Origin of the sequence: Nocardia sp. NPDC049737 (assembly GCF_040674755.1) — a bacterium.
Taxonomy (GTDB): Bacteria; Actinomycetota; Actinomycetes; order Mycobacteriales; family Mycobacteriaceae; genus Nocardia.
Map to the genome: position 1 here is coordinate 134,086 of NZ_JBFANH010000001.1, position 22,628 is coordinate 156,713.

Annotated in this window: 23 protein-coding genes; 10 read left to right on the plus strand and 13 right to left on the minus strand. The window is 65.5% G+C overall.

The features are described from left to right. Nucleotides 1-14 precede the first annotated feature (14 nt). Nucleotides 15-2,597 carry an aminopeptidase N gene (gene pepN, locus AB0J47_RS00645; protein WP_364338898.1) on the minus strand — a complete coding sequence of 861 codons (2,583 nt, stop codon included), beginning with the start codon at nucleotides 2,595-2,597 and terminating at the stop codon, nucleotides 15-17. A gap of 137 nt (nucleotides 2,598-2,734) precedes the next feature. On the opposite strand from pepN, the gene AB0J47_RS00650 reads away from it, so the two are divergent. Then, entirely contained in the window at nucleotides 2,735-3,571 is an 837-nt protein-coding gene (locus AB0J47_RS00650; RefSeq protein WP_364338900.1) for a phosphoribosylaminoimidazolesuccinocarboxamide synthase, read from the plus strand. A 147-nt stretch (nucleotides 3,572-3,718) separates the two neighbouring features. Here AB0J47_RS00650 and AB0J47_RS00655 read toward each other — a convergent pair whose 3' ends face one another. Further along, the gene (locus tag AB0J47_RS00655) at nucleotides 3,719-4,447 is read right to left on the minus strand and encodes an alpha/beta hydrolase family protein (protein WP_364338902.1); all 729 of its coding nucleotides are present in this window, start codon (nucleotides 4,445-4,447) and stop codon (nucleotides 3,719-3,721) included. Nucleotides 4,448-4,597: 150 nt separating this feature from the next. Between AB0J47_RS00655 and AB0J47_RS00660 the strand changes: the two genes are divergently transcribed. The 3 genes from AB0J47_RS00660 (at nucleotide 4,598) to AB0J47_RS00670 (ending at nucleotide 6,192) form a co-directional block, all read left to right on the plus strand. Then, a complete protein-coding gene (locus tag AB0J47_RS00660) occupies nucleotides 4,598-4,987 on the plus strand; it encodes a helix-turn-helix domain-containing protein (protein WP_364338904.1) in 390 nt (129 codons plus the stop codon). Nucleotides 4,988-5,250: 263 nt separating this feature from the next. Continuing rightward, nucleotides 5,251-5,685 carry a VOC family protein gene (locus tag AB0J47_RS00665; RefSeq protein WP_364338906.1) on the plus strand — a complete coding sequence of 145 codons (435 nt, stop codon included), beginning with the start codon at nucleotides 5,251-5,253 and terminating at the stop codon, nucleotides 5,683-5,685. A 60-nt stretch (nucleotides 5,686-5,745) separates the two neighbouring features. After that, nucleotides 5,746-6,192 carry a nitroreductase family deazaflavin-dependent oxidoreductase gene (locus AB0J47_RS00670; RefSeq protein WP_364338909.1) on the plus strand — a complete coding sequence of 149 codons (447 nt, stop codon included), beginning with the start codon at nucleotides 5,746-5,748 and terminating at the stop codon, nucleotides 6,190-6,192. Between the two features lie 143 nt (nucleotides 6,193-6,335). Here the strand turns inward: AB0J47_RS00670 and AB0J47_RS00675 are convergent, their stop codons facing one another. Continuing rightward, complete coding sequence (locus tag AB0J47_RS00675; protein ID WP_364338911.1) at nucleotides 6,336-6,812, minus strand: NUDIX domain-containing protein; 477 nt, start codon at nucleotides 6,810-6,812, stop codon at nucleotides 6,336-6,338. 601 nt (nucleotides 6,813-7,413) lie between these two features. Here AB0J47_RS00675 and AB0J47_RS00680 point away from each other — a divergent pair. Further along, nucleotides 7,414-7,995: a nuclear transport factor 2 family protein gene (locus tag AB0J47_RS00680; RefSeq protein WP_364338913.1), complete on the plus strand. Its 582-nt coding sequence runs from the start codon at nucleotides 7,414-7,416 to the stop codon at nucleotides 7,993-7,995. Nucleotides 7,996-8,077: 82 nt separating this feature from the next. Here the strand turns inward: AB0J47_RS00680 and AB0J47_RS00685 are convergent, their stop codons facing one another. From AB0J47_RS00685 to AB0J47_RS00695, 3 genes are all read right to left on the minus strand, one after another. Next, nucleotides 8,078-9,310: a DUF6596 domain-containing protein gene (locus tag AB0J47_RS00685; protein WP_364338915.1), complete on the minus strand. Its 1,233-nt coding sequence runs from the start codon at nucleotides 9,308-9,310 to the stop codon at nucleotides 8,078-8,080. Between the two features lie 6 nt (nucleotides 9,311-9,316). Continuing rightward, entirely contained in the window at nucleotides 9,317-9,718 is a 402-nt protein-coding gene (locus AB0J47_RS00690; protein WP_364338917.1) for a YciI family protein, read from the minus strand. A gap of 97 nt (nucleotides 9,719-9,815) precedes the next feature. Next, on the minus strand, nucleotides 9,816-11,063 hold the full coding sequence (locus tag AB0J47_RS00695; RefSeq protein ID WP_364338919.1) for an FAD-dependent oxidoreductase: 1,248 nt from the start codon (nucleotides 11,061-11,063) through the stop codon (nucleotides 9,816-9,818). 163 nt (nucleotides 11,064-11,226) lie between these two features. Between AB0J47_RS00695 and AB0J47_RS00700 the strand changes: the two genes are divergently transcribed. Beyond that, nucleotides 11,227-11,889 carry a DsbA family protein gene (locus AB0J47_RS00700; RefSeq protein ID WP_364338921.1) on the plus strand — a complete coding sequence of 221 codons (663 nt, stop codon included), beginning with the start codon at nucleotides 11,227-11,229 and terminating at the stop codon, nucleotides 11,887-11,889. Between the two features lie 8 nt (nucleotides 11,890-11,897). Here the strand turns inward: AB0J47_RS00700 and AB0J47_RS00705 are convergent, their stop codons facing one another. Beyond that, nucleotides 11,898-13,100, minus strand: a complete 1,203-nt coding sequence (locus AB0J47_RS00705) for a M48 family metalloprotease (protein WP_364338923.1) — start codon at nucleotides 13,098-13,100, stop codon at nucleotides 11,898-11,900. Nucleotides 13,101-13,274: 174 nt separating this feature from the next. Between AB0J47_RS00705 and AB0J47_RS00710 the strand changes: the two genes are divergently transcribed. Continuing rightward, nucleotides 13,275-13,748: a ribose-5-phosphate isomerase gene (locus tag AB0J47_RS00710; protein WP_364338925.1), complete on the plus strand. Its 474-nt coding sequence runs from the start codon at nucleotides 13,275-13,277 to the stop codon at nucleotides 13,746-13,748. Nucleotides 13,749-13,966: 218 nt separating this feature from the next. Beyond that, nucleotides 13,967-14,782, plus strand: coding sequence for a DNA-formamidopyrimidine glycosylase family protein (locus AB0J47_RS00715; protein WP_364338927.1), 816 nt, complete (start codon nucleotides 13,967-13,969; stop codon nucleotides 14,780-14,782). A 10-nt stretch (nucleotides 14,783-14,792) separates the two neighbouring features. On the opposite strand, the gene AB0J47_RS00720 is transcribed toward AB0J47_RS00715, so the two are convergent. The 6 genes from AB0J47_RS00720 to AB0J47_RS00745 are packed head-to-tail and all read right to left on the minus strand — an operon-like array spanning nucleotide 14,793 to nucleotide 21,186. Beyond that, nucleotides 14,793-15,251, minus strand: a complete 459-nt coding sequence (locus tag AB0J47_RS00720) for a MaoC family dehydratase (RefSeq protein WP_364338929.1) — start codon at nucleotides 15,249-15,251, stop codon at nucleotides 14,793-14,795. 28 nt (nucleotides 15,252-15,279) lie between these two features. After that, nucleotides 15,280-16,791, minus strand: a complete 1,512-nt coding sequence (locus AB0J47_RS00725) for a long-chain fatty acid--CoA ligase (RefSeq protein ID WP_364338931.1) — start codon at nucleotides 16,789-16,791, stop codon at nucleotides 15,280-15,282. After that, complete coding sequence (locus AB0J47_RS00730; protein ID WP_364338933.1) at nucleotides 16,791-17,666, minus strand: amidohydrolase family protein; 876 nt, start codon at nucleotides 17,664-17,666, stop codon at nucleotides 16,791-16,793. Before AB0J47_RS00730 ends, AB0J47_RS00725 begins: the two co-directional genes overlap by 1 nt. Next, on the minus strand, nucleotides 17,663-18,586 hold the full coding sequence (locus AB0J47_RS00735) for an SDR family NAD(P)-dependent oxidoreductase (RefSeq protein ID WP_364338935.1): 924 nt from the start codon (nucleotides 18,584-18,586) through the stop codon (nucleotides 17,663-17,665). Before AB0J47_RS00735 ends, AB0J47_RS00730 begins: the two co-directional genes overlap by 4 nt. 25 nt (nucleotides 18,587-18,611) lie before the next feature. After that, nucleotides 18,612-19,712: an NAD(P)-dependent alcohol dehydrogenase gene (locus AB0J47_RS00740; RefSeq protein ID WP_364338937.1), complete on the minus strand. Its 1,101-nt coding sequence runs from the start codon at nucleotides 19,710-19,712 to the stop codon at nucleotides 18,612-18,614. A 19-nt stretch (nucleotides 19,713-19,731) separates the two neighbouring features. Then, nucleotides 19,732-21,186 carry an aldehyde dehydrogenase family protein gene (locus AB0J47_RS00745; protein ID WP_364338939.1) on the minus strand — a complete coding sequence of 485 codons (1,455 nt, stop codon included), beginning with the start codon at nucleotides 21,184-21,186 and terminating at the stop codon, nucleotides 19,732-19,734. A gap of 194 nt (nucleotides 21,187-21,380) precedes the next feature. On the opposite strand from AB0J47_RS00745, the gene AB0J47_RS00750 reads away from it, so the two are divergent. Further along, nucleotides 21,381-21,839: a MarR family transcriptional regulator gene (locus tag AB0J47_RS00750; RefSeq protein WP_364338941.1), complete on the plus strand. Its 459-nt coding sequence runs from the start codon at nucleotides 21,381-21,383 to the stop codon at nucleotides 21,837-21,839. A 12-nt stretch (nucleotides 21,840-21,851) separates the two neighbouring features. Continuing rightward, nucleotides 21,852-22,595, plus strand: coding sequence for an IclR family transcriptional regulator (locus tag AB0J47_RS00755; RefSeq protein ID WP_364338943.1), 744 nt, complete (start codon nucleotides 21,852-21,854; stop codon nucleotides 22,593-22,595). Nucleotides 22,596-22,628 lie beyond the last annotated feature (33 nt).

The window sequence follows — 22,628 nt, forward strand, 5'->3', positions numbered from 1 at the left end:
TGTCGCGAGGGCATTCAGTTCTGGGCATCGAAGGCGCGGGTGCGCAGCGAGCGTTCGATACCCGCCTTGCCCTCGCTCACCAGGCGGCGCAGGGCCGGCGGATGGTCATCGGCGAGGAATTTGTCCGCCGCCGCGACCGCTTCCTCGCTGATCGCCCAGGCCGGGTAGAGCCCGACGACCACGGTCTGTGCGACCTCGCTGGAGCGGCGCTCCCAGACGCCGGGAACATCGGCGAAATAGCGCTCCACGTACGGCGTCAGCAGCTCACCCTGGCCATTGGGCGCGAAGCCGCCGACGATCGAGCGGGCGGTGATATTCGGGACCGAATCGTCGGACATCACCGTCGTCCAGGCCTGCTCCTTCACCTCGGCGATCGGACGGGCCGTCGCTGCGGCCGCGGCATGGCGCTTACCGGCGGCGGTCGGATCGTTGGACAACTCTTGATCGATCGTGGGCGTGGCCAGACCGTCGACGTCGATCTCACCGCCCGCGGCCAGCGCGGTGACGAGCCGCCAGCGCAGATCGGTATCGACGATCAGACCGGGGAGGCCGACCTTAGCCGGATCGCCGTCGAGCAGTTCACGTAGCACCTCGGTATGCCAGGCCGACAGCTTGGCGCCGGTCAGCGCGTTGACGAAGGCGAGTTGGTGGTCCGAACCCGCCACGGCCTCGCGGGCGAGCTCCAGCACCCGGTTGGCGTATTCGGGCCAGCCCGTGATGGCGGCCCATTCCGGATCGGCGTAGCTGCCGATCGCGGTGTTCGCCTGCATCAGGAGTCGTTGCACCACACCGATTTCGGATTCGGCGCCGATGCCGCGCTGGACCAGAGCGACGAAATCGCGGGCCCGCAATTCGGCCTGCCTGGTCATCTCCCAGGCGGCAGACCAGGCCAGCGTGCGAGGGAGCGGTTCGGCGATATCGGCGATGCGGTTCACCAGCACGTCGAGCGAGTCGGCATCCAGGCGCACCGAGCAGTAGGTGAGGTCGTCATCGTTGACCAGCACGAACTTGCCGCGTGGCACACCGACGAGTTCGGGGACGTCGGTGCGCTCGGCGGCAGCGAGATCGAGCTCGACGCGCTTGGTGCGCACCAGCTTTCCGTCCTGGTCGTCGTAGACGCCGACGGCGAGGCGATGGACGCGACGTTCGCCCGCCCCGGGTGCGGCGCCCTCCTGTACCACGGCGAACGAGGTGAACTTGCCCTCGGCGTCGACCTCGAAATCCGGGCGCAGGATATTCAGGCCGGTGGTCTTGAGCCACTGCGCGCCCCAGCCGGACAGATCACGGCCAGAGGACTGCTCCAGCGCCGAGAGCAGATCGTCGAAAGTGGCATTGCCGTAGGCGTGTTCGGTGAAGTAGGCGCGCAGACCGGCGAGGAACGGCTCCAGACCGACATAAGCGACGAGCTGTTTGAGCACGGAAGCGCCCTTGGCATAGGTGATTCCGTCGAAGTTGACTTCCACCGCGTGCAGGTCCGGGATGTCTGCGGCAATGGGATGGGTGGAGGGCAGCTGGTCCTGCCGGTAGGCCCAGGACTTCTCCACATTCGCGAAAGTGGTCCAGGCACTTGTGTATTCGGTTGCTTCGGACTGGCACAGCACCGAGGCGAAGGTCGCGAACGACTCGTTCAACCACAGGTCGTCCCACCACTTCATGGTGACCAGATCGCCGAACCACATATGCGCCATCTCGTGCAGTACGGTCTCGGCGCGTCGCTCGTAGGAGGCGCGGGTCACCTTGGACCGGAAGACGTAGTCCTCCAAGAACGTAACGGCACCGGCGTTCTCCATCGCGCCCGCATTGAACTCCGGGACGAACAGCTGGTCGTACTTGCCGAAGGCATACGGCACACCGAAGTTGTTGTGGTAGAAGCCGAATCCCTGCTTGGTCTCGGTGAACAGGCGCTCCGCGTCCATATGCTCGGCGAGCGAGGCGCGGCAGTAGATGCCGAGCGGAACTGTGCCGTGATCGTCGGTGTAGGCGTCGGTCCATTCCGCGTACGGGCCCGCGATGAGCGCGACCAGATAGGTGCTCATCCGCGGGGTGGTACGGAACAGGTGCTTGCCGGGATCGGCGATGAGCGTATCGACCGCGGCTGCGTTCGAGATGACCTTCCAGCTCGGTGCGGCGGTGACGCTGATATCGAAGGTGGCCTTGAGATCCGGCTGATCGAAGCAGGCGAACATCCGCTTGGCATCGGCGGTTTCGAACTGCGAGTACAGGTAGACCGAGTCATCGGTGGGGTCGACGAAGCGGTGCAGGCCTTCGCCGGTATTGGAGTATTCGCAGTCGGCCTCGACGACGAGTTCGTTGCGCTCGGCCAACCCGGTGAGGGTGATGCCCTTGGCTTCGTCGTAGTCGGCGATGTCGATCGGCGTGCCGTTGAGCACGGCGGAGCGGACCCCGCGGGCAACGATATCGATGAACGTGCTCGCACCCGCGGACGCGGTGAAAGTGACCGTGCTGCGGGAGAAGAAGGTCTGCTCGCCCGGCTGCCCCGCCCCGTCGGTCAGGTCGAGCTCGATGCGATAGTTCTCGACCTGCACTGTCGAGGCGCGTTCGATCGCCTGGTCGCGAGTCAGGTTCGGTGCGGACATTGGACTCCTTCGTGGTTCGAAGAACATGCACGGGCGGCCCCCGGCGGGCACAGCACTCACCACAATGCCACCTCGGTAAGGTTGCCCGCGCGGGACTTTTTCCCATAAACCCTATCGACCAGGATCGGAGCTGCGACGTGAAGCACATCCACGCCGGAAAGGTGCGCGACCTCTACGAGGACGGCGACACGCTGCTGCTCGTGGCGTCGGACCGGGTATCGGTCTACGACGTGGTGCTGCCGACGCCGATCCCGGATAAGGGCGCACTGTTGACCCAGCTGTCGAACTGGTGGTTCGAATACTTCACCGATGTGCCCAACCATGTGGTCTCCGCGACCGATGTGCCCGCGGAATTCGCCGGTCGCGGCATCCGCGTCAAGCCGCTGAAGATGCTGCAGGTCGAATGCATCGCGCGCGGCTATCTGACCGGGTCGGGGCTGAAGGAGTACGAGCGCACCGGGACGGTTTCCGGCGTCGCACTGCCGCCCGGACTGCGCGATGGCGACATACTGCCCGAGCCGATCTTCACTCCGACCAGCAAGGCCTCCGAAGGGCACGACGAGCCCATCACCTTTGCGGATGTGGTGAATCAGGAGGGCCGCGAGGTCGCCGAGCAGTTGCGCGAGCTGACCTTGCGGATCTACACCCGCGGTGCCGCGCACGCCGCAGTGCGCGGTGTCATCGTCGCCGACACCAAGGTCGAATTCGGTTGGGACGGTGACGTTCTCACCCTCGGCGACGAGGTACTGACCTCTGACTCCTCGCGCTTCTGGCCCGGCGCCGAATGGGAACCGGGGCGTCCGCAGCGCTCCTTCGACAAGCAGTTCGTCCGCGATTGGTCCACCTCCACGGGCTGGAACAAGGAGTACCCGGGGCCAGAGGTCCCCGCCGAAATCGTCGATGCCACTCGGCAGAAGTACATCGAGGCATACGAACTCATCACGGGGCAGAGTTGGGGCGGAGAGTCCCGCTGATCATCAGGGCGACTCGGGCCGGCTCGCTAGCTACCCGGCACTGCGTCTCGATGTCGTTTGCAACCCGTTGTGGGGCCACCACTTTCAGGCGGTATTGCCGATGACCGGACTGCGGCCCTGTCCTCGGTCATCGCTGACGACCAGTTGCTAACGGCCGAGCCCGAGCAGCAGTTCGCTGAGTTCGGCCGGCATGGTGATCATGCAGTCGTGGCCGGTCGGCAACTCCCACACCTGCGCAGCGGAACCGTTGGGCTGGATCGAGGCAACGGGTCGCCGGGTGATGCCCTCCGGCGTTGCGCCGACGCAGTGGATGTGCGTGCGCGGGATCGCGTTCACGAACGGGTTGTCCAAGCGGACCGGTTGCTGCAGGCAACGCACCGGCTGATCTGAGAGCATCGTGCGCAGCCAGGCGATGTCGGCCGGGTCGGTGACACCGAACAGGCCGAAAGGTGACGGTTGCTCGGGCAGCGGGGGAATGCGCCAGCCGCTGCCCGAGCTTGCGGCGAGGTCGATCAGGCGCTGGCTTATGGGTTGGACGTCGATCGCGGTCTCGCCGTCCTCCGGGACCATCGCGTCGAGATACACCAGGTGCGCGATCCGGTCCGGAATCTGGTTGGCCGCCGACGAGATGACCAATCCCGCATAGCTGTGCCCCACGAGGACGACGTCGGTGAGGTCCTTTTCTTTGATCAGCTCGATGACGTCGGCGACGTGGGTGTCGAGCCCCACTTCGGGGCCCAGTAGATGCGCCTTGTCGCCGTAGCCGGTCAGCGAGGGCGCGTGCACCTGATGCCCGGCCGATTCCAGCAGCGGTACCACTCGCTGCCAGCACAGGCCGCTGTGCCAGGCGCCGTGGACCAGCAGAAATACAGACATGATCGTCCTTTTCGATGTGCGGTAGTGCACCGACATTGGTGGTTACTTTTCTTGCCTCGGTACACTTTAGGAACCACAATCAGTGTGGTGCGCGCGATATAGATCGCGCAATAAGGCACATTTCGGTGCCCCGGTTCCTGGGAGGTAACCATGACCGCCACAGCGGGCGAGCCGCCACAGAGCCACGACGATGCGTGCCGAACACGGGAAGTGCTGGACATCGTCGGGGACAAGTGGTCACTGCTGGTCGTGCGACATCTCAGCCAGGGACCACGCCGGTTTACCGAACTCAAGCGCGCCATCGACGGCATAAGCCAGCGCATGCTCACCGTCACCCTGCGCGCCCTGGAACGCGACGGCATCCTGACCCGGACCGTGCGCAACGTCATGCCGCCCCACGTCAGTTACGAACTCACCCCGATGGGCACGAGTCTCCGCGCAGCGGCCCTACCCCTGTTGGAGTGGAGCATTACGCACCTGGCACACATCGACGCCGCCCGTGCCGAATACGACACACGCGCCGACGCCACGTCCACCTAGGAGTCTGCTGAATGACCGTGTGCTGTCCCCGGTCAATCTGCGGGCCGACCGGGACAAACGTGTGGTGCAGGGTAAGAGCGGTGTGGATCCGGAGCTGATGGATGCTGCGGCGTTGGTCGGTCGAGTCCCTTTCTCGAAGGAGCGAGAAAGCGCTGCCGGGACTGTGATGACCATCACAGACCTCGCCGTGTCGAGAACATTGCGCCAGCTCCGTCCCAGGGGCACGAGCGGCCACGACGGGGCCGCGTAGCACAGGAGGAACGATGATCTATCGGATGGATCACATCGGCGTTGTGGTCGAGGATCTCGCGGCTGCTATCGCGTTCTTCGTGGAATTGGGCCTGGAACTGGAGGGCGAGGCAGCAGTCGGGGGTGAATGGGCGGATCAGCTCCTCGGGTTGGACGGCGTTCGAGCGGATATCGCCGTCGTGCGGACCCCGGATGGCCACGGCCGGGTCGAGCTGTCGACGTTCCATACGCCGGTGGCCACCAGCACTGCACCGAGGGCGCCGGTGAACACCCCGGGCATCCCTCGACTCACGTTCGTCGTCGACGCTGTCGAGGACGTCCTCGACCGTCTGCGCGCCCACGGCGCCGAACTCGTGGGCGCGGTGGCACGGTACGGGGACATCTACCGGTACTGCTACGTCCGCGGCCCCGAGGGCATCATCGTCGGGCTGGTCGAGGAGCTCAACTGAAGTAGATCGCCAGTCAGCATGTTCCGTACCAGAATTCCGTTCCAGGAAGGACTTTCCGTCATGGCTGTCGCCGATGACCTTGACCACGCCACCGACTCGCAGTGGGACTGGGTCGCTGAGCAGACTCGTACGTATCTGGCCTCGGGTGGCACCGAGGGACACGAGTCGAACGGCGTCTACACGCTCGTGCTCGCCACGACCGGACGCAGGTCCGGCATTCCGCGCCGCACGTGCCTGATCTACGGCACCGCAGGCGAGGACTTCGTCGTCGTCGCCTCCAAAGGTGGTGCCGACGAGGATCCGGCGTGGTACAAGAACCTCCAAGCGGACCCGAGCGTCGGAGTGCAGGTCGGCGGCCGTCGGTTCACCGCTCGCGCCCGGGTCGCGTCCACGGCCGAACGTGCGCCCCTCTGGCTCCAGATGGCGCGCATTTTCCCGCTGTACGACGAGTACGCACAGAAGACCGACCGCGAAATCCCGATCGTCCTGCTCACTCCGCAGGACTGACCCGGCGACTGCCGTGAATGCCTTTCGATCAGACTGTGGAACTCTCGTGTTTCGCAATCGCGCTGCGGCATCTGCCAGGCCAGGCGGATGGTGCGAATTTGTTCGGGGTGAGTGGGTGCCGGTGTTCGGTGGGCAAGGGTCGGTCAGGCGAGGTGTTCGGCCAGCCGGGTGAGGTAGGGTCGCTGACCTGCGCCCAGTTTGTCGTGCGCGGTGGCGAGGTCGAACCATTCGACGCGGTCGATTTCCGGGAAGGTGGCGAGGCGACCGGATTTGGGCGGCCACTCCATTTCGAAGGTGCCGGGGACAACGGCGGATGGGTCCAGATCGCCCTCGACGGCCCAGACGGTGAGGTTCTTGCTGGATTTGCCGCTGCCGTAGCGGACCTCGCCCAACGGCACCCGCTCGCCCTCGGGCACCGGCAGCCCGAGTTCCTCGAGGAACTCACGCGCCGCGGCCACCTCGGCACTCTCGTATTCCGGCTCGTACTCACCTTTCGGGATCGACCACGCCCCCGCATCCTTACGCGCCCAGAACGGCCCACCCATATGCCCGATCAGCACCTCGGTATCACCGGCGGTCCGACGGAACAACAGAATCCCAGCACTGAATTTGCCTGCCACACCGAGCAGTCTGCCGCCTAGCGCCGCCCTGGCGCGTACAAGACACGGCGGATCCAGCAGTCCTGGGGAACATCGAGCATGGCAGGACAAGCGATCACGTGGAGTCCCTTTGGTACAGATGGATCTTGTGGTGAGCCCCATCTACCAGGGACTCCACGGCCATATCCAGCATCCAATCGATTCGTCACCCAAGGACTTCCGTGACGGCACGCGAAACCCGTTGCTACATTGCTGAGATCACCTTAGTGCGAGGGTGAATTCTGTCCCGCTTCGCGATGTCGATGCGGCACAGTCAAATCGCATTCCGATGACCGGGACGGCAACGCGCGAATCCTCTCCGGGGATCGGGTTTCGCTCGACCTCTTCCGCCTTTCGGACCACCGCCTTCGCTAGCGATTGCCAGCAGTACATTGCCGCGGCACGCACGCAACGTCACTGGAGATGGCGCTCTAGCCAATGCCTTTGGCGGGGCTGTCGTCGCAAACAACCGGGGTCTTCGCGCCCTGCTGCTAGAAGAGGAGAAGAAATGTCCGTAGAAAATCGCGGTCGGTTCCGGGCCGGAGCGGGTGGGCGGAAGCGGTCCGGCATACTGTGCGCCGCTGTGGCGTTCAGTGCGGCGACAATGCTCGGTACCATCGGTATCCCGACCGCCAACGCAGAGTCATCGGGCCCGCTTCCCTCGTGCTATTCGCAACCTGCCGTCTCGGCGCCCGGCATCGAGGCGGTCCAGCAGCTCAAGCAAGACTATTTCCATGCCATCGATACCAAGAACTGGTCCGACCTGAGCACACACCTCGCGCCTGACGTCATAGTGGACACCACCGGCAGCGGCGGCCCCATCTTTCCCGACAGGGATTCGTTCATCGCCTTCCTGAAACTCACGCTCGGTAGCGCTACTACACACCACCAAGGCTACGACCCGCAAATCAAGATGACGTCCGCGACGACTGCCGCGGGTGTGTGGACGATGGATGACGTACTTGTCTGGGGCAATACGTTCGGGGTGCACGGTTACGGCCACTACTGGGAGTGCTATACAAACACCGACGGCCACTGGGTGGAGCAATATTCCAAGCTCACCCGTACCCGTATTGATCTGATCAACCCCGACGGCACGGTGATCGAGGCGGACGCTCCGCTCGATGAGGTCGTTCAGAAATTCCACGAAGCTACCGGGCTCTAGTGAGGTGATTTCACCGACTTTCAGTCGGTTCGGCGGTTTTCGAAATAGGTGAGGTCGAATGCGGCTACTGGACCAGCCACTGTCAGTCTGTCGTCGTGCCGGCGTCCAGACGGAGGTGGGCGGCGCGGAGGGTCAGGTAGTCGCGTTCGGGGGTACTGGTGGTGTGGTTGGCGGCGGAGGTGTAGCAGGTGATGGCGGCGGCGAAATCGCTTGCCATTTCGTATAGATGCCCGCGGACGGCGTCGAGGCGGTGGTTGCCCGCGAGTTGGTCTTCGAGGGTGTCGGCGAGTTCGAGTCCGGCGGCGGGGCCGTGCACCATGGCGGTGGCGACGGCGCGGTTGAGGGTGACCATCGGGTTCTTCGAGATGCGTTCGATCATGTTGTACAGGGCCAGGATTCGACGCCAGTCGGTGTCCTCGGCACGCAGCGCCTGCGCGTGCAGTACGGCGATCGTGGCCTGGATCTGGTAGGGGCCGGTGAGGCCCGAGGCGAGGGTGCTGGTCGTCAAGGTGATGCCCTCGGTGATCAGCTTGCGGTCCCACAGTGCGCGGTTCTGTTCGGCGAGCGGAATCAATTCACCGTGCGCTCCGGTGCGTGCGGCGCGCCGGGAGTCGGTGAGCAACATGAGCGCGAGCAGCCCGGTGACTTCGGTGTCGTCGGGCAGCAGTCGATGGATCGACTTGGTCAGGCGGATCGCCTCGTTCGAGAGGTCGGTCCGCTGTAGGTCGGGTCCCGCTGTGGTGGTGTGCCCCTCGTTGAAGATCAGGTACAGCACATGCAGCACCGCATCGAGCCGCTCATGCCATTGCGCATCACCGGGCCGGGCGAACGGGCGGTCGAGGGTGGCCAGTTTCTTCTTCGCACGCGTAATCCGTTGCGCCATGGTCGCTTCCGGCAGCAGGAAGGCATTGGCGATCTCTGCTGTGCCGAGCCCGCCGACCGCACGCAATGTCAGCGCGATGGCACTAGCGGAGGACAGGGCCGGATGGCAGCAGAGGAAGAACATGGCAAGCGTATCGTCACGATCGACGGCCTCGGCATCGGGCACATCGCGCTCGAAAACCGTTGTCTCCCTATGTCGCCGGGCCACCTCGGCGCGCACCACATCGGCCATTCGCCGCTGCGCGACCTGGGTCAACCACGCTCGCGGATTATCCGGCAACCCATCGGCGGGCCATTGGGTCGCCGCCGCGAGCATCGCCTCCTGTAGCGCGTCCTCGGCGGTGTCGAAATCGCCGAATCGGCGTACCAACGTGCCGAGGACCTGCGGCGCGAGTTCGCGCAACAGTTCCTCGATGGGCAGCGCTTCGTGCATGGGTAACTATTGTTCGGTCGCCGGGGCACCCATCACCGCGCGCACCTCGATGTACTCACCGATCGGCTTACCGCCGGGGCCGGGGCCCGCCGAAGCCTGTGCGGCGATCTCCAGCGCACGTTCCGGACTTTCCACATCGACAAGCCAATATCCGGCCAGGAATTCCTTGGTCTCCGGGAACGGTCCATCGGTGACAACCGGCGCCGATCGTCCGTCCGAACTGACCAGTCGTGCCTCGTCCGGCCCGGCCAGGCCCTGCGCATCGACCAGTTCACCGGTCTTGGCCAGCTCCGCGCCGAGCGCCCGCTGGAAGTCTATATGCGCCTTGATCTCCTCCGGCGTCCACTCGGTGATCGGGACGTCGCAGCTGGCGGCGGGCCCATAGGTCTTGAGCAGCATGTACTTCATTTCCGGTCTCCTAGCCTGCGGTGCGCCCGAGCGGCGCGCTCGCGATGAGGTCGGAGCTGGATGCGCCGATTCGACGCAACCTTGATAGTGATCTGCATCACAGCGATGTCGAGGTGTCGGCGAGCCGTTCCGGATCGACCTGCTGGCCGATCAACTCCTTGATCCGGTCGGTCACATCCCAGACGTTCACATTCATCCCCGCCAGCACCCGGTTCTCGGCATCGAGCCAGAACGCGACGAACTCGCGCTTCGCCATATCACCGCGCACGACCACCTGCGCGTACTCACCGGTGGCGGCATATCCGGTGTACTCCATGCCCAGGTCGTATTGGTCGGTGAAGAAGTACGGAAGGCGTTCGTAGGAAGCCGACTTGCCGAGCATGGTCTGCGCCGCGACGGCGGGCTGATTGAGCGCATTCGCCCAGTGCTCCACCCGAATTCGACGCCCGAGCACCGGATGCTGCGCGTCGGCGATATCGCCGACCGCCACGATGTCCGGGTCACTGGTGGCCAGGCTCGCGTCGACGAGTACGCCGCCGTCGGTCGCGAGACCTGCGTTGGCGGCCAGTTCGATATTCGGTCGCGCGCCGATCGCGACGAGTACCGCATCGCCCTCGATCACGGTGCCGTCGGCGAGTCGGACGCCGCTCGCCAGATCCACCCCGCCCTGACCAGCGGTGATTGCCCCGGCCTGATGAGTGGTGATCGCCTCGACCTGGGCTCCGAATCGCAGGTCGACGCCGTGGTCGCGGTGCAGATCCGCGAAGACCCGACCCATCTCGGGTCCGAGCGCCGCCAGCAGCGGCAGTTCGGCGGATTCGACAATGGTGACCTCGACCTGGGCGGCGCGCGCGGCCGAGGCGACCTCGAGCCCGATCCAGCCCGCCCCGATGATGACCAGCCGCCGGGCCGAGCCGAACAGCTCGATCAGACTGTCGGAGTCGCCGATGGTGCGCAGCGTGTACACCTCCCGCGCATCCATGCCCGGAATCGGCAGGCGGCGCGGTGTCGAGCCGGTCGCGAGTGCGAGCTTGTCGTAGCCGAGTGTCGAACCATCGGGCAGCGTCACGGTTTTCGCGCTCGGATCGATCGCGCCGACTTCGGTGCCGAGCCGGACGTCGATATGGTGATCGCGGTACCACTGGCCCGGGTCGACGGTGAATTCCTCCAGCGATTTCTTACCGGCCAGATGTTCCTTGGACAACGGTGGTCGCTCGTAGGGCAGGTAGTTCTCGGCGCTGATCAGCGTGACGGTTCCGGGGAAATCGTTGGCGCGCAGTGCTTCCGCCAGTTTGGCGGCGGCCAACCCGCCGCCGACGATGACGAAATGCTGATCGGAGGTCATAACGGACTCCTTTTCGGGAGGGAACCGGACGCCTGCGTGTCACCCTACTGGGACCAGAGGCCACCTTTGGAGAAAATCGGGCCTCCGGTCCGGGAACGAATCGCGCGCCCGTGTGGTTGGCCACGGATAGTGGCGCGGCGAATCCGTGCGTTACGAGCGTGCGATGGAGAGGAACTGGTCTGTGAGCGAGACGACCACCAAGAACGTTGCCGATTTCTGGTTCGACCCGCTGTGCCCCTGGTGTTGGATCACCTCCCGCTGGATCCTCGAGGTCGAGCAGGTCCGCGATATAGAGGCCCGGTTCCACGTCATGAGCCTGTCGGTGCTGAACGAAGGCAAGGAGGGGCTGCCGCCGCAGTACGAGGAGCTGCTCGCTACCGGCTGGGGCCCGGTCCGGGTCGCCATCGCCGCCGCGAAGGAGCACGGTGACAAGGTGCTCTCCCCGCTCTACACCGCGATGGGCACCCGCATCCACAACCGTCGCGAGGAGTACTCGCGCGAGTCCCGCAAGGAATCCCTCGCCGCGGTGATCGCGGATTCGCTCGCCGAGGTGGGCCTGCCCGCCGAACTCGCCGCGGCCGCCGAGGGCACCGAATTCGACGAGGCGCTGCGCAAGAGCCATCACGCCGGCATGGATAAGGTCGGTCCGGATGTCGGTACCCCGACCATCCATATCAATGGCAATGCCTTCTTCGGTCCGGTGCTGTCGCGGATTCCGCGCGGTGAGGAGGCCGGGAAGCTGTGGGATGCGGCGGTCACCTTGGCCGACTACCCGCACTTCTTCGAGTTGAAGCGGACCAGGACCGAGGATCCGTCCTTCGACTGAACGCGGACCTACGGCACGGGTTTCGGCGGCAATGCCGGAACCTCGCCGTAGCTGCTCGGATACGGACCGGCCGGTGGCGCACCGGCCGGTCGGCGCGGTCGCCAGAACAGCTTGCCGTGCCTGCTGCGGTCCCGCAGTGCCCACATCCGCCAGGTCAGCACTGGATGCGAGGACATGGCATTGCTGATCCAGACGAAGAAGCCCTTCTCCACCGCGGCCCGGTCGGCCATTTCGTCGAAGCCGACGAGTTTGTTCAGATACTTACCCGCGGCGAGGGTGCCCATGGCCCTAGGTGCGCCGCCATGCCGGTTGCAGTAGCCGTGGTTGTCGGCGGTGTACTCCTGGGACCGGATCAGCGAGCTGCCGATGATCGGCAGTGACGGCGCCACGAACATGCCGAGCTGACGCCAGTACGAGGTGTGCCCGGCCGCGATATGTCCGACCTCGTGACCGATGATGAAGGCGAGCGCCTCGGGTTCGCGTGCGGCGCCGCCGATTTCGAATAGATCACTGTAGACCGCGACATAGCGCCGAAACCCGTGACCGGAGGCGAAGGCATTGATCTGGCCGTTGCCGAGCACGACGTAGGCATCCGGCACTTTGGCCATCCCGAATCGGGCCGCCGCCTCGACCACCAGCTGGTAGCCCTCCGGAAACTGGGTCGGCGACATCTTGACGCCATTGACTCGCATGGACGCGTAGCTCATACCGCGCAGGAACCACACCACGATCGGCGCGAAGACCAGGATGACCAGGTAGATATTCGGCTGCTTCCCATCCAGCACGAGATCGATGCACGCCGCCAGCGCGATCAGCATCGCGAGCGTGGTGATCACACAGACCACGACGAGCAGCGGAATCTCCCATGGGTGCCGTGCGGGCATGCCGTACGGGGACAGGCCGCGCGGCTGCCGCTGCGGGGGCGTACCGGGTGGGACCGGAGCCACACCGTAGGGACCTTGGGCGTATGTCGTCGGACCGTATTGGGGTGTCGGGTAGGGCGAACCGGGATAGGGCTGGGGTGTCGTTGGGTACTGGGGTGTCGACGGGTACTGCGATGTCGATGGGTACTGGGGCGAATCGTGCTGGGCGGAAACGTGCCCGGCCGAGGTGGCGGTCGCGTCCTGAGCCTGCGCCCACCCGCCCAATGCGGGATAGGGGTCGGCGGGTTGGCCCGCCTGCTGGGGCGGCTTGGATTCGGGCGGCTGCATGCTGAGAACTCTATTCATTTGCCGGGGACGGGGTTCGGCGCCGTTGGCGTTGCGGACACCAGGGGTGGCGCATCTGTCGATTCGCCGAGGCCCCTAACAGTGTTAATCGCGGTGGCGCGGCGTCGCATGTCCCCTCTCGCGGCACTGCGAAACACGCCTGACACAATCGCAGCCATGCGCGTATACCTGGGTGCCGACCATGCCGGTTTCGAACTGAAGAATCACGTCAAGGCCCATCTGGAGCAGGCGGGCCACGAGGTCGTCGACTGCGGCGCCCTCGAATACGACGCACTCGACGACTACCCCGCTTTCTGCATCGAGGCGGCCCGTCGCACCGTCGCCGATCCGGGCAGCCTGGGGCTGGTCTTCGGCGGCAGCGGCAACGGTGAGCAGATCGCCGCGAACAAGGTGCCCGGCGCCCGCTGCGCGCTGGCCTGGAGCGTGGAGACCGCGCAGCTGGCCCGCGAGCACAACAATGCCCAGCTGATCGGCATCGGCGGCCGCATGCACTCCACCGAGGAGGCGCTGGCGATCGTGGACGCGTTCGTCTCGACCAAATGGTCCGAGGAGCCGCGCCACCAGCGCCGCATCGACATCCTGGCCGAGTACGAGAAGACCGGTGTGGCACCGGCGGTTCCGGCCAACTGAGCGCGTAATCCGTCGTCGCGCAAGGTAGGCCGAGCGGCGATGCGAGGCAGACCGGATAGGATCTCTACTTTCGATGCCTGAGGGCTATGCGCTGCACCGGCTTGCGCGGCTGTGGCAATCGCGCTTCGCGAGCAGTGTGGTGTGCGTTTCGAACTCGCGGCAGGGGGTCGCCGCCCCTGCCGCGCGCATCGGCGGACCGGAGAGGATTTCGAGCTTCGATGCCTGAAGGGCACACGCTGCATCGGCTCGCCCGACTACATCAGCGGCGCTTCGGCGGGGGTGTGGTGCGGGTTTCCAGCCCGCAGGGCAAGTTCGCCGCCGGGGCCGCGCGGGTCGACGGTCAGGTGCTCATCAAGACCGAGGCATGGGGCAAACACCTTCTGCACCACTACGAGTCGGGTCTGGTCGTACATGTGCACCTCGGCCTGTACGGGGTGTTCACCGAGGTGCCGCTGCCGATGGGGGAGCCGGTCGGGCAGGTGCGGATGCGGATCGTCGGTGACGCGTCGGCCGATGATCGCCTGTACGGCACCGATTTACGCGGCCCGACCGCCTGCGAGGTGTACACCCGTGCGGAGGTGGCGGCGCTGACCGAGCGGCTCGGCCCGGATCCGCTGCGCCGCGGCGCCGATCCCGAACGGGCCTGGCGCAGAATTCATCGCTCGCGCAGGCGCATCGGCGCACTACTGATGGACCAGCAGGTGCTCGCCGGTGTCGGCAATGTGTATCGCGCGGAACTACTGTTCCGGCACGGCATTTCGCCACACCGACCGGGCACCGCGCTGACCGCCGACGAGTGGGACGCGATGTGGACCGACCTGGTCGCGCTGATGCGGGTGGGCGTGCGGGTCGGCAAGATGGTGGTCGTCCGCCCCGAACACGACCACGGCGAACCGTCCTACGCGGCCGACCGCCCACGCACCTATGTCTACCGCCGCGCCGGCGCGCCCTGCCGCCTCTGCGGCACGTCGGTCGCACACAGCGTGCTGGAGGGCCGAAACCTCTTCTGGTGCCCCACCTGCCAGGCCAGCTGACAGGTCTGCTCTACCGGAAGTAGCGGTGCACCATCTGGGCGATGCATACCGGTTTGTCGGCGCCTTCGCGTTCCATGACCGCGTCGACGGTGACTTGGACCGCGCCGTCGCCGAGGTCGGTGGCGTCGGCGAGGGTGGCGCTGAGGCGGACCTTCGAGCCCGCGGGGACGGGGGATGGGAAGCGGACCTTGTTGAGGCCGTAATTGATTGCCATCCCACGGTTTTCGATGACGAGGATTTCCGACCAGAGTGGAATGAGTAGCGACAGGGTCAGGTAGCCGTGGGCGATGGTGCTGCCGAAGGGGCCGGTTTTCGAGCGTTCGACATCGACGTGGATCCACTGCTCGTCGTGGGTCGCTTCGGCGAACATGTCGATATCGCGTTGTGGGATCTCGAGCCAGTCGCTGGTGCCCAGGTCGGTGCCGATGAGGTCGAGTAGGTCGGTGGGGTTGTCGACGGTGGTCGCCATGTGGCGCGCTCCTTCGGTTGTTGCGGATTTACGGTGTCGGCCTGCGCATTTGGCGAGCGTCGTCGCGGAGCAGTAGGCGTTGGAGCTTGCCGAGGGCGTTGCGCGGCAGCTGCTCGCGGAAGATGAAATATTTCGGGATTTTGTATCGGGCGAGGTTTGCCTCGAGATGGGTGCGAATCGCGTCTTCATCGATGACGTGACCGGCGCGGACGACAATGTACGCCAATCCGACCTCACCCCAACGCTCGTCCGGCACGGCGACCACAGCGCAGTCGTCGACGCCCTCCAGACCCGCGATGGCTGCTTCGACCTCGGCGGGGTAGATGTTCTCGCCACCGGAGATGATCATGTCTTTGACGCGGTCGACAATGTGCGACCAGCCGTCATCGTCGATGCGGACGATATCGCCGGTGCGGAACCAGCCGTCGATGAATGCCTCTTCGGTGGCGTCGGGTCGATTCCAGTATCCGGCAAAGACATTGGGGCCCTTGACGAGTAGTTCGCCCTGGCCGGGTCCTTCGATGATCTCGCCGGACGGGGTGAGCAGCGCGACATCGGTGAAAAAGTGCGGAACACCCGCGGATACCGGATGCGCGTCGGCGCCGTGGCGCAGTGCCATGAGCACGCCGGGCGCCGCCTCGGTCATGCCGTAGCCCTGTAGGGCCTGGATGCCGCGGGCCAGCCACGCCTTGGCTACATGTTCGAGGACGGGGGAGCCACCGAAGGCGATACAGCGGACGCTCGACAGATCGGTGGTCTCCCATTCCGGCGCTTCGCACAGCATTTTCAACATGGTCGGGGCGAGCGGGAAAACCGTGGCCCGGCAGCGCTCGATGGTGGCGAGGAACTCACTGGGATCGAATTTCGGTATGACAACGACGGTTCCGCCCGCGTACAGGGTGGGCAGTGTGATCTGCCCCAGGCCGAGTACGTGGAACAGCGGCGCGGAACACAAGCTGACATCGTCGCGGCCGAGACTGAAATGAGCGAACTGGTTGAGGGTGTTCCAGACGATATTGCTGTGAGTGAGCACAGCGCCCTTGGGGCGGCCGGTGGTGCCGGAGGTGTAGAGGATCAATGCGGGATCGTCGAGTCCGACCGCGTTGGCGGGCGGTGTTCGGCCGGTGTGCTCGATGATCGCGTTCTCGTACTGCTCGCCCAGGTGCAGCAGTTGGGCATTGGCGGAGCTTCGTGCGAGCGCATCGATGCCGGTGTCGGCACCGGTGACGAACACCGTGGGGTCGGCATCGTCGAGCAGACCGGCGATCTCAGCCGCCGCCAGCCGAGTATTGAGTGCGACGAAGATGGCTCCGAGATGCATTGTGGCGAAAAGCGTTTCGAAGGTCGCGATATCGTTGTGCCCGAGGTAGGCGACCCGGTCGCCCGGCCCGACGCCGAAGTCGGCGAAGGCTGCGGCGAGAGCATCCACGCGATCGGCGAGGGTGGCGTAGTCGACGCGGCGGTCCTCCTGGATCAAAGCGATGGCATGGGGCTCCATCCGGGCGCGCCGACGCGGCCACGAGCCTATTCCCTGATCCATCATCTCGACCTCAATCCCAGTGCGGTGATGGCGTTCTCACGCAGGATCAGCGGCCGGACCTCGTCCTTGATATCGAGTTGCTCGAAGTCCTTCATCCACCGATCCGGTGAGATGAGCGGAAAGTCCGAGCCGAACAACACCTTTCGTTTGAGCAGGCTGTTGGCGTACTTGACCAGTTGCGGCGGAAAGTATTTCGGTGACCACCCGGACAGATCGATATAGACATTGGGTTTGTGGGTGGCCACGGCCAACGCTTCGTCCTGCCAGGGAAACGATGGGTGCGCGATGATGATCGTCAGATCCGGAAAGTCGACGGCCACATCGTCGAGCAGCATCGGATTGGAGTATTTGAGCCGGATGCCGCCGCCACCGGGGAGCCCCGATCCGATTCCGGTCTGGCCGGAGTGGAACAGGGCGGGCACCCCGAGTTCGCTGATGGTCTCGTAGAGCGGGTAGACCGCACGATCGTCGGGCCGGAAAGCCTGCACGCTCGGATGGAATTTGAAGCCGCGGACCCCGTGCTCGACGACCAGTCGCCGGGCTTCGGCCAGTCCCGCCTTTCCTCTGGCCGGATCGATACTGGCGAACGGGATGAGGACGTCGCTGTGTGCGGCGGCAGCGGTGGCGATGTCTTCATTGCTGATCCGCCGGTGGCCCAGTGCGGCTTCGGCGTCGACGGTGAATACCACCGCGGCCATGCGGCGCTGCCGATAGTAGGCGGCCATCTCGTCGATGGTGGGCGGTCCCGACTCGGCGCCGAAGTAGGCGTCGGCACCCGCCCGGAGCGGGTCCGGTAGCGAATAGTGGCCGCAGCCATCGGTTTCGGCGTGTGTGTGCACGTCGATCGCGACGAGTTGGTCGAGATCCAGACTCATGACAGCTGCGGCGCGGTGGTCGGGATCTTGGGCAGCGGGATGCCGTAGGTTTCGAGCTGCTCACCGATCGAGGAGTCGAATGCCTCGGCGATCGCGTCGGCGGTCCAGCCGCCGTCGAGGAAGGCACTGCGGATTTCGCTCGGATGCGACCAGAGCGACAGCCGGTCGCCGCCGATGCCTACGCATTGGCCGGTGATATGGGCGGACGCCTCGGAGGCCAGGAAAACCACCAGTCCGGCGACGTCCTCCGGAGTGCCGAAGGAGGCGGCGCGGCGCACTACCGACGGGATCGGCTCCCCATTCTTCATTCCCTCGACGTAGGGAGCGAGGAAAGGAATGGTTTCGGTCATCGCGGTCGCCGCATTCGGGATGATCGCGTTTACCGTGACTCCCGCCTTCGCACATTCCATCGCCCACGTACGCGCCATTGCCGCGATACCGGCTTTGGCTGCCGCATAGTTGGTTTGACCGAAATTGCCGCGTTGACCGGCCGGGGATCCGGCGAGCACGACCCGCCCGCCGTGACCGGCCTGACGGAAGTGCTTGACCGCTTCCCGAACACAGGTGAAGGTGCCGCGCAGATGGACGTGGATGACGGCGTCGAAGTCGTCGTCGGACATATTCCACAGCACTTTGTCGCGCAGGATGCCCGCATTGGTCACCATCGCATCCAGTCGCCCGAACGCGTCGACGGCCGCCGCGACGAGTGTTTGCGCGGCCTCGGTGGTGCCGACTGCGACCGGTACCGCGAGTGCTCGACCGCCCGCTTCGGCGATTTCGGCGGCGGCCTTCTCAGCGCGGTCGGCGGCCACGTCGTTGACCACGACCGCCGCGCCCGCGGCGGCCAAAGCCTTGGCGTAGGCGAGGCCGAGACCTTGGCCGCTGCCGGTGACGATGGCGACTTTGCCGGTGAGATCCATATGCAGTGCTCCTTATCGGTGAGCGTCAGAAGATGAGGACGGGTTTGATCGTCTTGCCGGAGGTCATATCCGCCACGGCCTGCCCGATATCGTCGAACGGGTACCGGGTGATCAGCCTGTCGATCGGGAGCCGCCCGTTGCGCACCAGCGACACCAAAGCCGGTATGACAGTGTGAGTTTCGTTGTCGCCCAGGGTGAGTCCGACGACCCTTCGGCCTGGCAGCATGGCGTTGACGTCGAGCGCCACCTCGGCACCGAATGGTGGGGCGCCGACAATGACCAGCGTGCCGCGTGCGGCAAGGACATCCGCGCCGGTGCGCAGTACGGCGGTACTGCCGGTGGTTTCCACAACGGCGTCCGCGCCACCGGTGATCTCGGTGATCGCCGCGGCGACATCGGTCGTCGTCGCATCGATGATGTGCGTGGCGCCGAGTTCCCAGGCCAGTTCGAGGCGTTCGGCGACCTGGTCGACGGCGATGATCGTCGTGGCCGGTGACAGCGTGGCCGCCATGATCGCGGACAATCCGACCGCACCGGCACCGAGTACGACAATGCTCGATCCCGGGCGCGGCCGCACGACATTCCAGATCGCGCCGACACCGGTCTGGACGCCGCACCCGAGCGGTGCAATCGTTTCCAGCGGTACGTCGGGGTCGACGACGATCATGCTGCGCTCGTCGACGAGCGCGAGTCGGCTGAACGACGACTGCCCGAAGAAATGCCCGCCCAGGGGTGTGTCATTGCGGGTGATGGTGTGGCTGTCGTCCGCTCGCGCACCGCCGATCAGGTTGAGCGGCAACCAGGTTGCGCAATAGGCAGGGTGTCCGTCGCGACAGTTCGCGCATGCTCCACACGACGTGAACGACAGCAGTACGTGATCGCCGGGTACGACGCCGGTGACATCGGATCCGACGCGTTCGACAATGCCCGCGCCTTCGTGACCGAGGACGCCGGGGAGCGGAAACGGCAGCCCACCGCTGGCGACGCCGAGGTCGGTGTGGCAGACACCGGCAGCGACCATGCGCACGATCGCCTCGTGCGGTCGTGGTTCATCGAGTTCGATCGGGGTGAGGGTGAAAGGCGCACCGCCGGATTCGACGACGGCTGCCCGAGTGGTGGTGGTCATGAGGGGGGTCCTTGCGGATTCAATCGAGGGCGATGACAACGGATTTGACCTTGGTGTAGGACGCCAGGGCCTCCGGTCCGTATTCGCGTCCGAAGCCGGAGTCCTTGACACCGCCGAACGGCATGGCCGGGTCGAGCATGGCCCAGTCGTTGACCCAGACGATTCCGGCCTGCAATTTGTCGGCGACGCGGTGCGCGCGGGCGAGATCGCTGGTGTGCAGGCCGGACGCGAGTCCGTAGCGCGTGCCGTTGGCCAGCGCGACCGCTTCGTCCTCGGTATCGAATGCCTGCACCGTGAGCACCGGTCCGAAGATTTCTTCCTGCACTACCCGGGAATCGTTGGCGAGGTCCGCGATCACGGTTGGCTTGTAGTAATACCCGCCGTCCAGCTCGAGGCGTTCGCCGCCGCACACCACCCGGCCGCCCTCCCGGCGGGCCAGCGCGACATATTCCTCGACCTTCGTGACATGCCGTCGCGCGGCCATCGGTCCCACCACGGTCGCCGGATCACGGGGGTCGCCGACAGGTACGCCCGCGACGGCTTCGGCGAGGATGCCGACGATGGTCTCGTAGAGTGGCCGCGCGACCAGCAGTCGGGGACCGCCCATGCAGAACTGCCCGGTATTGAAGACGAAACCCTTGATGATCGCGCCGATTGCCTTCTCGATATCGGCGTCGGCGAACACGATGTGCGCGGCATTGCCGCCGAGTTCCATGGTCACCGGCTTCAAGGCCGCACCCGCCGCGCTCGCCGCGCGCCGACCGATCTCGGTGGATCCGGTGAACGCGATCTTGTCGACACCTGGGTGCTCGAGCAGTGCCGCACCGACGACCGGCCCTGGGCCGGTGATCACATTGACCACCCCCGATGGCACACCGGCCCGTTCGAACAGTGTCGCCATGAACAGCGCGCTGAGCGGCGTTTCCTCGGCCGGTTTGTGGACGATGGAATTGCCCGCGGCGAGCGCGGGCGCGATTTTGGAGGTCGACAGGATCAGCGGAAAGTTGAACGGAGTAATGGCGGCGACCACACCGAGTGGGTCGCGGCGGGTGTAGGCGAAGGCGGGCAGCGGCGTGCGGCGGGTGGCGCCGTCGATGGTCTGGGCGAGCGCGGCGCAGTACTCGTATTGTTCGATGGTGGTCGCGACGTCCACCGATCGGCACAGGGTGACGGGCTTGCCGACATCGAGACTTTCCAGTCGGACCAGCTCGTCGGCGTTTTCGCGCACCAGCTCGGCGATCCGGAGCAGGATGCGAGCCCGTTCCCGACCGCTGCGGCCCGCCCATTCGGCACCGGTGAATGCCGCGCGCGCGGCGTTCACCGCGTCGTCGACATCGCTGCGGTCGGCCTCGGCGACGGTGCCGATGACCTGACCGGTCGAGGGGTCGTCGACATCGCTGCGGCCACCCGATGCGGAGTTGCGCCATTTGCCGTCGATGAACAGCTGTCCGTCGATTTTGTCGTTCGTGCTCATGCTTCCTTGGTCCCGTCCCGACGATTCGGCCGCTCGGCCGAGATGCGCCTGCTCTTATCAACAGGAAACCTGATGGTTTAAGTGATGTCAGCCACTATTCGCCACTAACAGGATTCCTGTCAATGGTCTATCCTCGATTTCGCCGAACATCTCGGTTCGGCGCCCGTGACGACGCAGCGGTGAGGAGAATGCTGGTGACGATTTCGGAGGCGAAGCCGACCGTAAGCCGACTGCCGGGCAGTCAGACCTCGCTGCTGTACGCGGTGAAAAGGGTCGAGCTGGCGGTGCGGGCGCGCTTGGACGAGCTGTTGCGCCCGATCGGGATCACCACATTGCAGTACACCGCGCTGACCGTGCTCGAGCGGCACGATGGCTTACCGGCCGCGCAGCTGGCGCGGGATTCGTTCGTCACGGCACAGTCGGTCGCGGATGTGGTCCGCGCGCTGGAAAGTCGTGGACTCATTGCGCGCGAACGCAACTCACGCAATCGGCGCGAGCTGCTGATCCACCTCACCGAGGCGGGGCGGCGGTTGCTTGCCGATGTCGCCGACGAGGTCGACGCGGTGGAACAGCAGATGATCAGCGGTATGACGGCCGAGCAGGCCGACGATTTCCGCTCGGCGTTGGTCCGGGCTTGGCATGCGCTGTCCTGACAGGCCTCCGCAATGACCCAGTCGTCGGTCCTGGCCCGCGCACTGGTTCTGCTGGAGGCGTTCGATAACGCCCACCCGGTGTTGAAGCTGTCGGAACTCGCCGAGCGCACCGGTCTTCCGCAGACGACGGTCTACCGCCACGTCGTCGATCTCGTGCAGTGGGGTGCGCTGGATCGCGCCGCGAGTGGCGGATATCAGATCGGTCTGCGCATGGTGGAGATCGCCTCCTACTGTCCGCGCGCCAGGCCGATCCGTGATGTCGCGCTGCCGTTCATGGAGGACCTGTACGAGGCGACGCACCAGAATGTGCAGCTGGCGGTCCGTGATGGCACCGAAGTGGTCTATGTCGAATTCCTCGCCGGCCGCGACGCCGTATTCGTGCGCACACGTGTGGGCGCACGCTGGCCGATGCACGCGACCGGCGTCGGGCTGGCCATCCTGGCCTACACTCCCGCCGAGGTCGTGGCCAAGATCGCCGACCGGCCGCTGGCGGTATTCACCACGAAGACAATCAGTACGCCCGAGGTGCTGCGGCGGACACTGGCCGAGGTGCGCCGCACCGGGGTCGCGATCAGCGATGGACAGGTGACCCTCGACGGATATTCCGTCGCCGCACCGATTTTCGGTTCGGACGGCCAGGTCGCGGCGGCGCTGTCGATTGTCATACCGGCCGGGGATGCCCGCCGGGGCATGTGGGCTCCGGCGGTGCGCACCGCGGCCCACGGCATCACCCGGCAGTTGGGTGGCGGGCGCTGACTTCCGTTCGACGGAAGTGTGTCTTGGCTCACG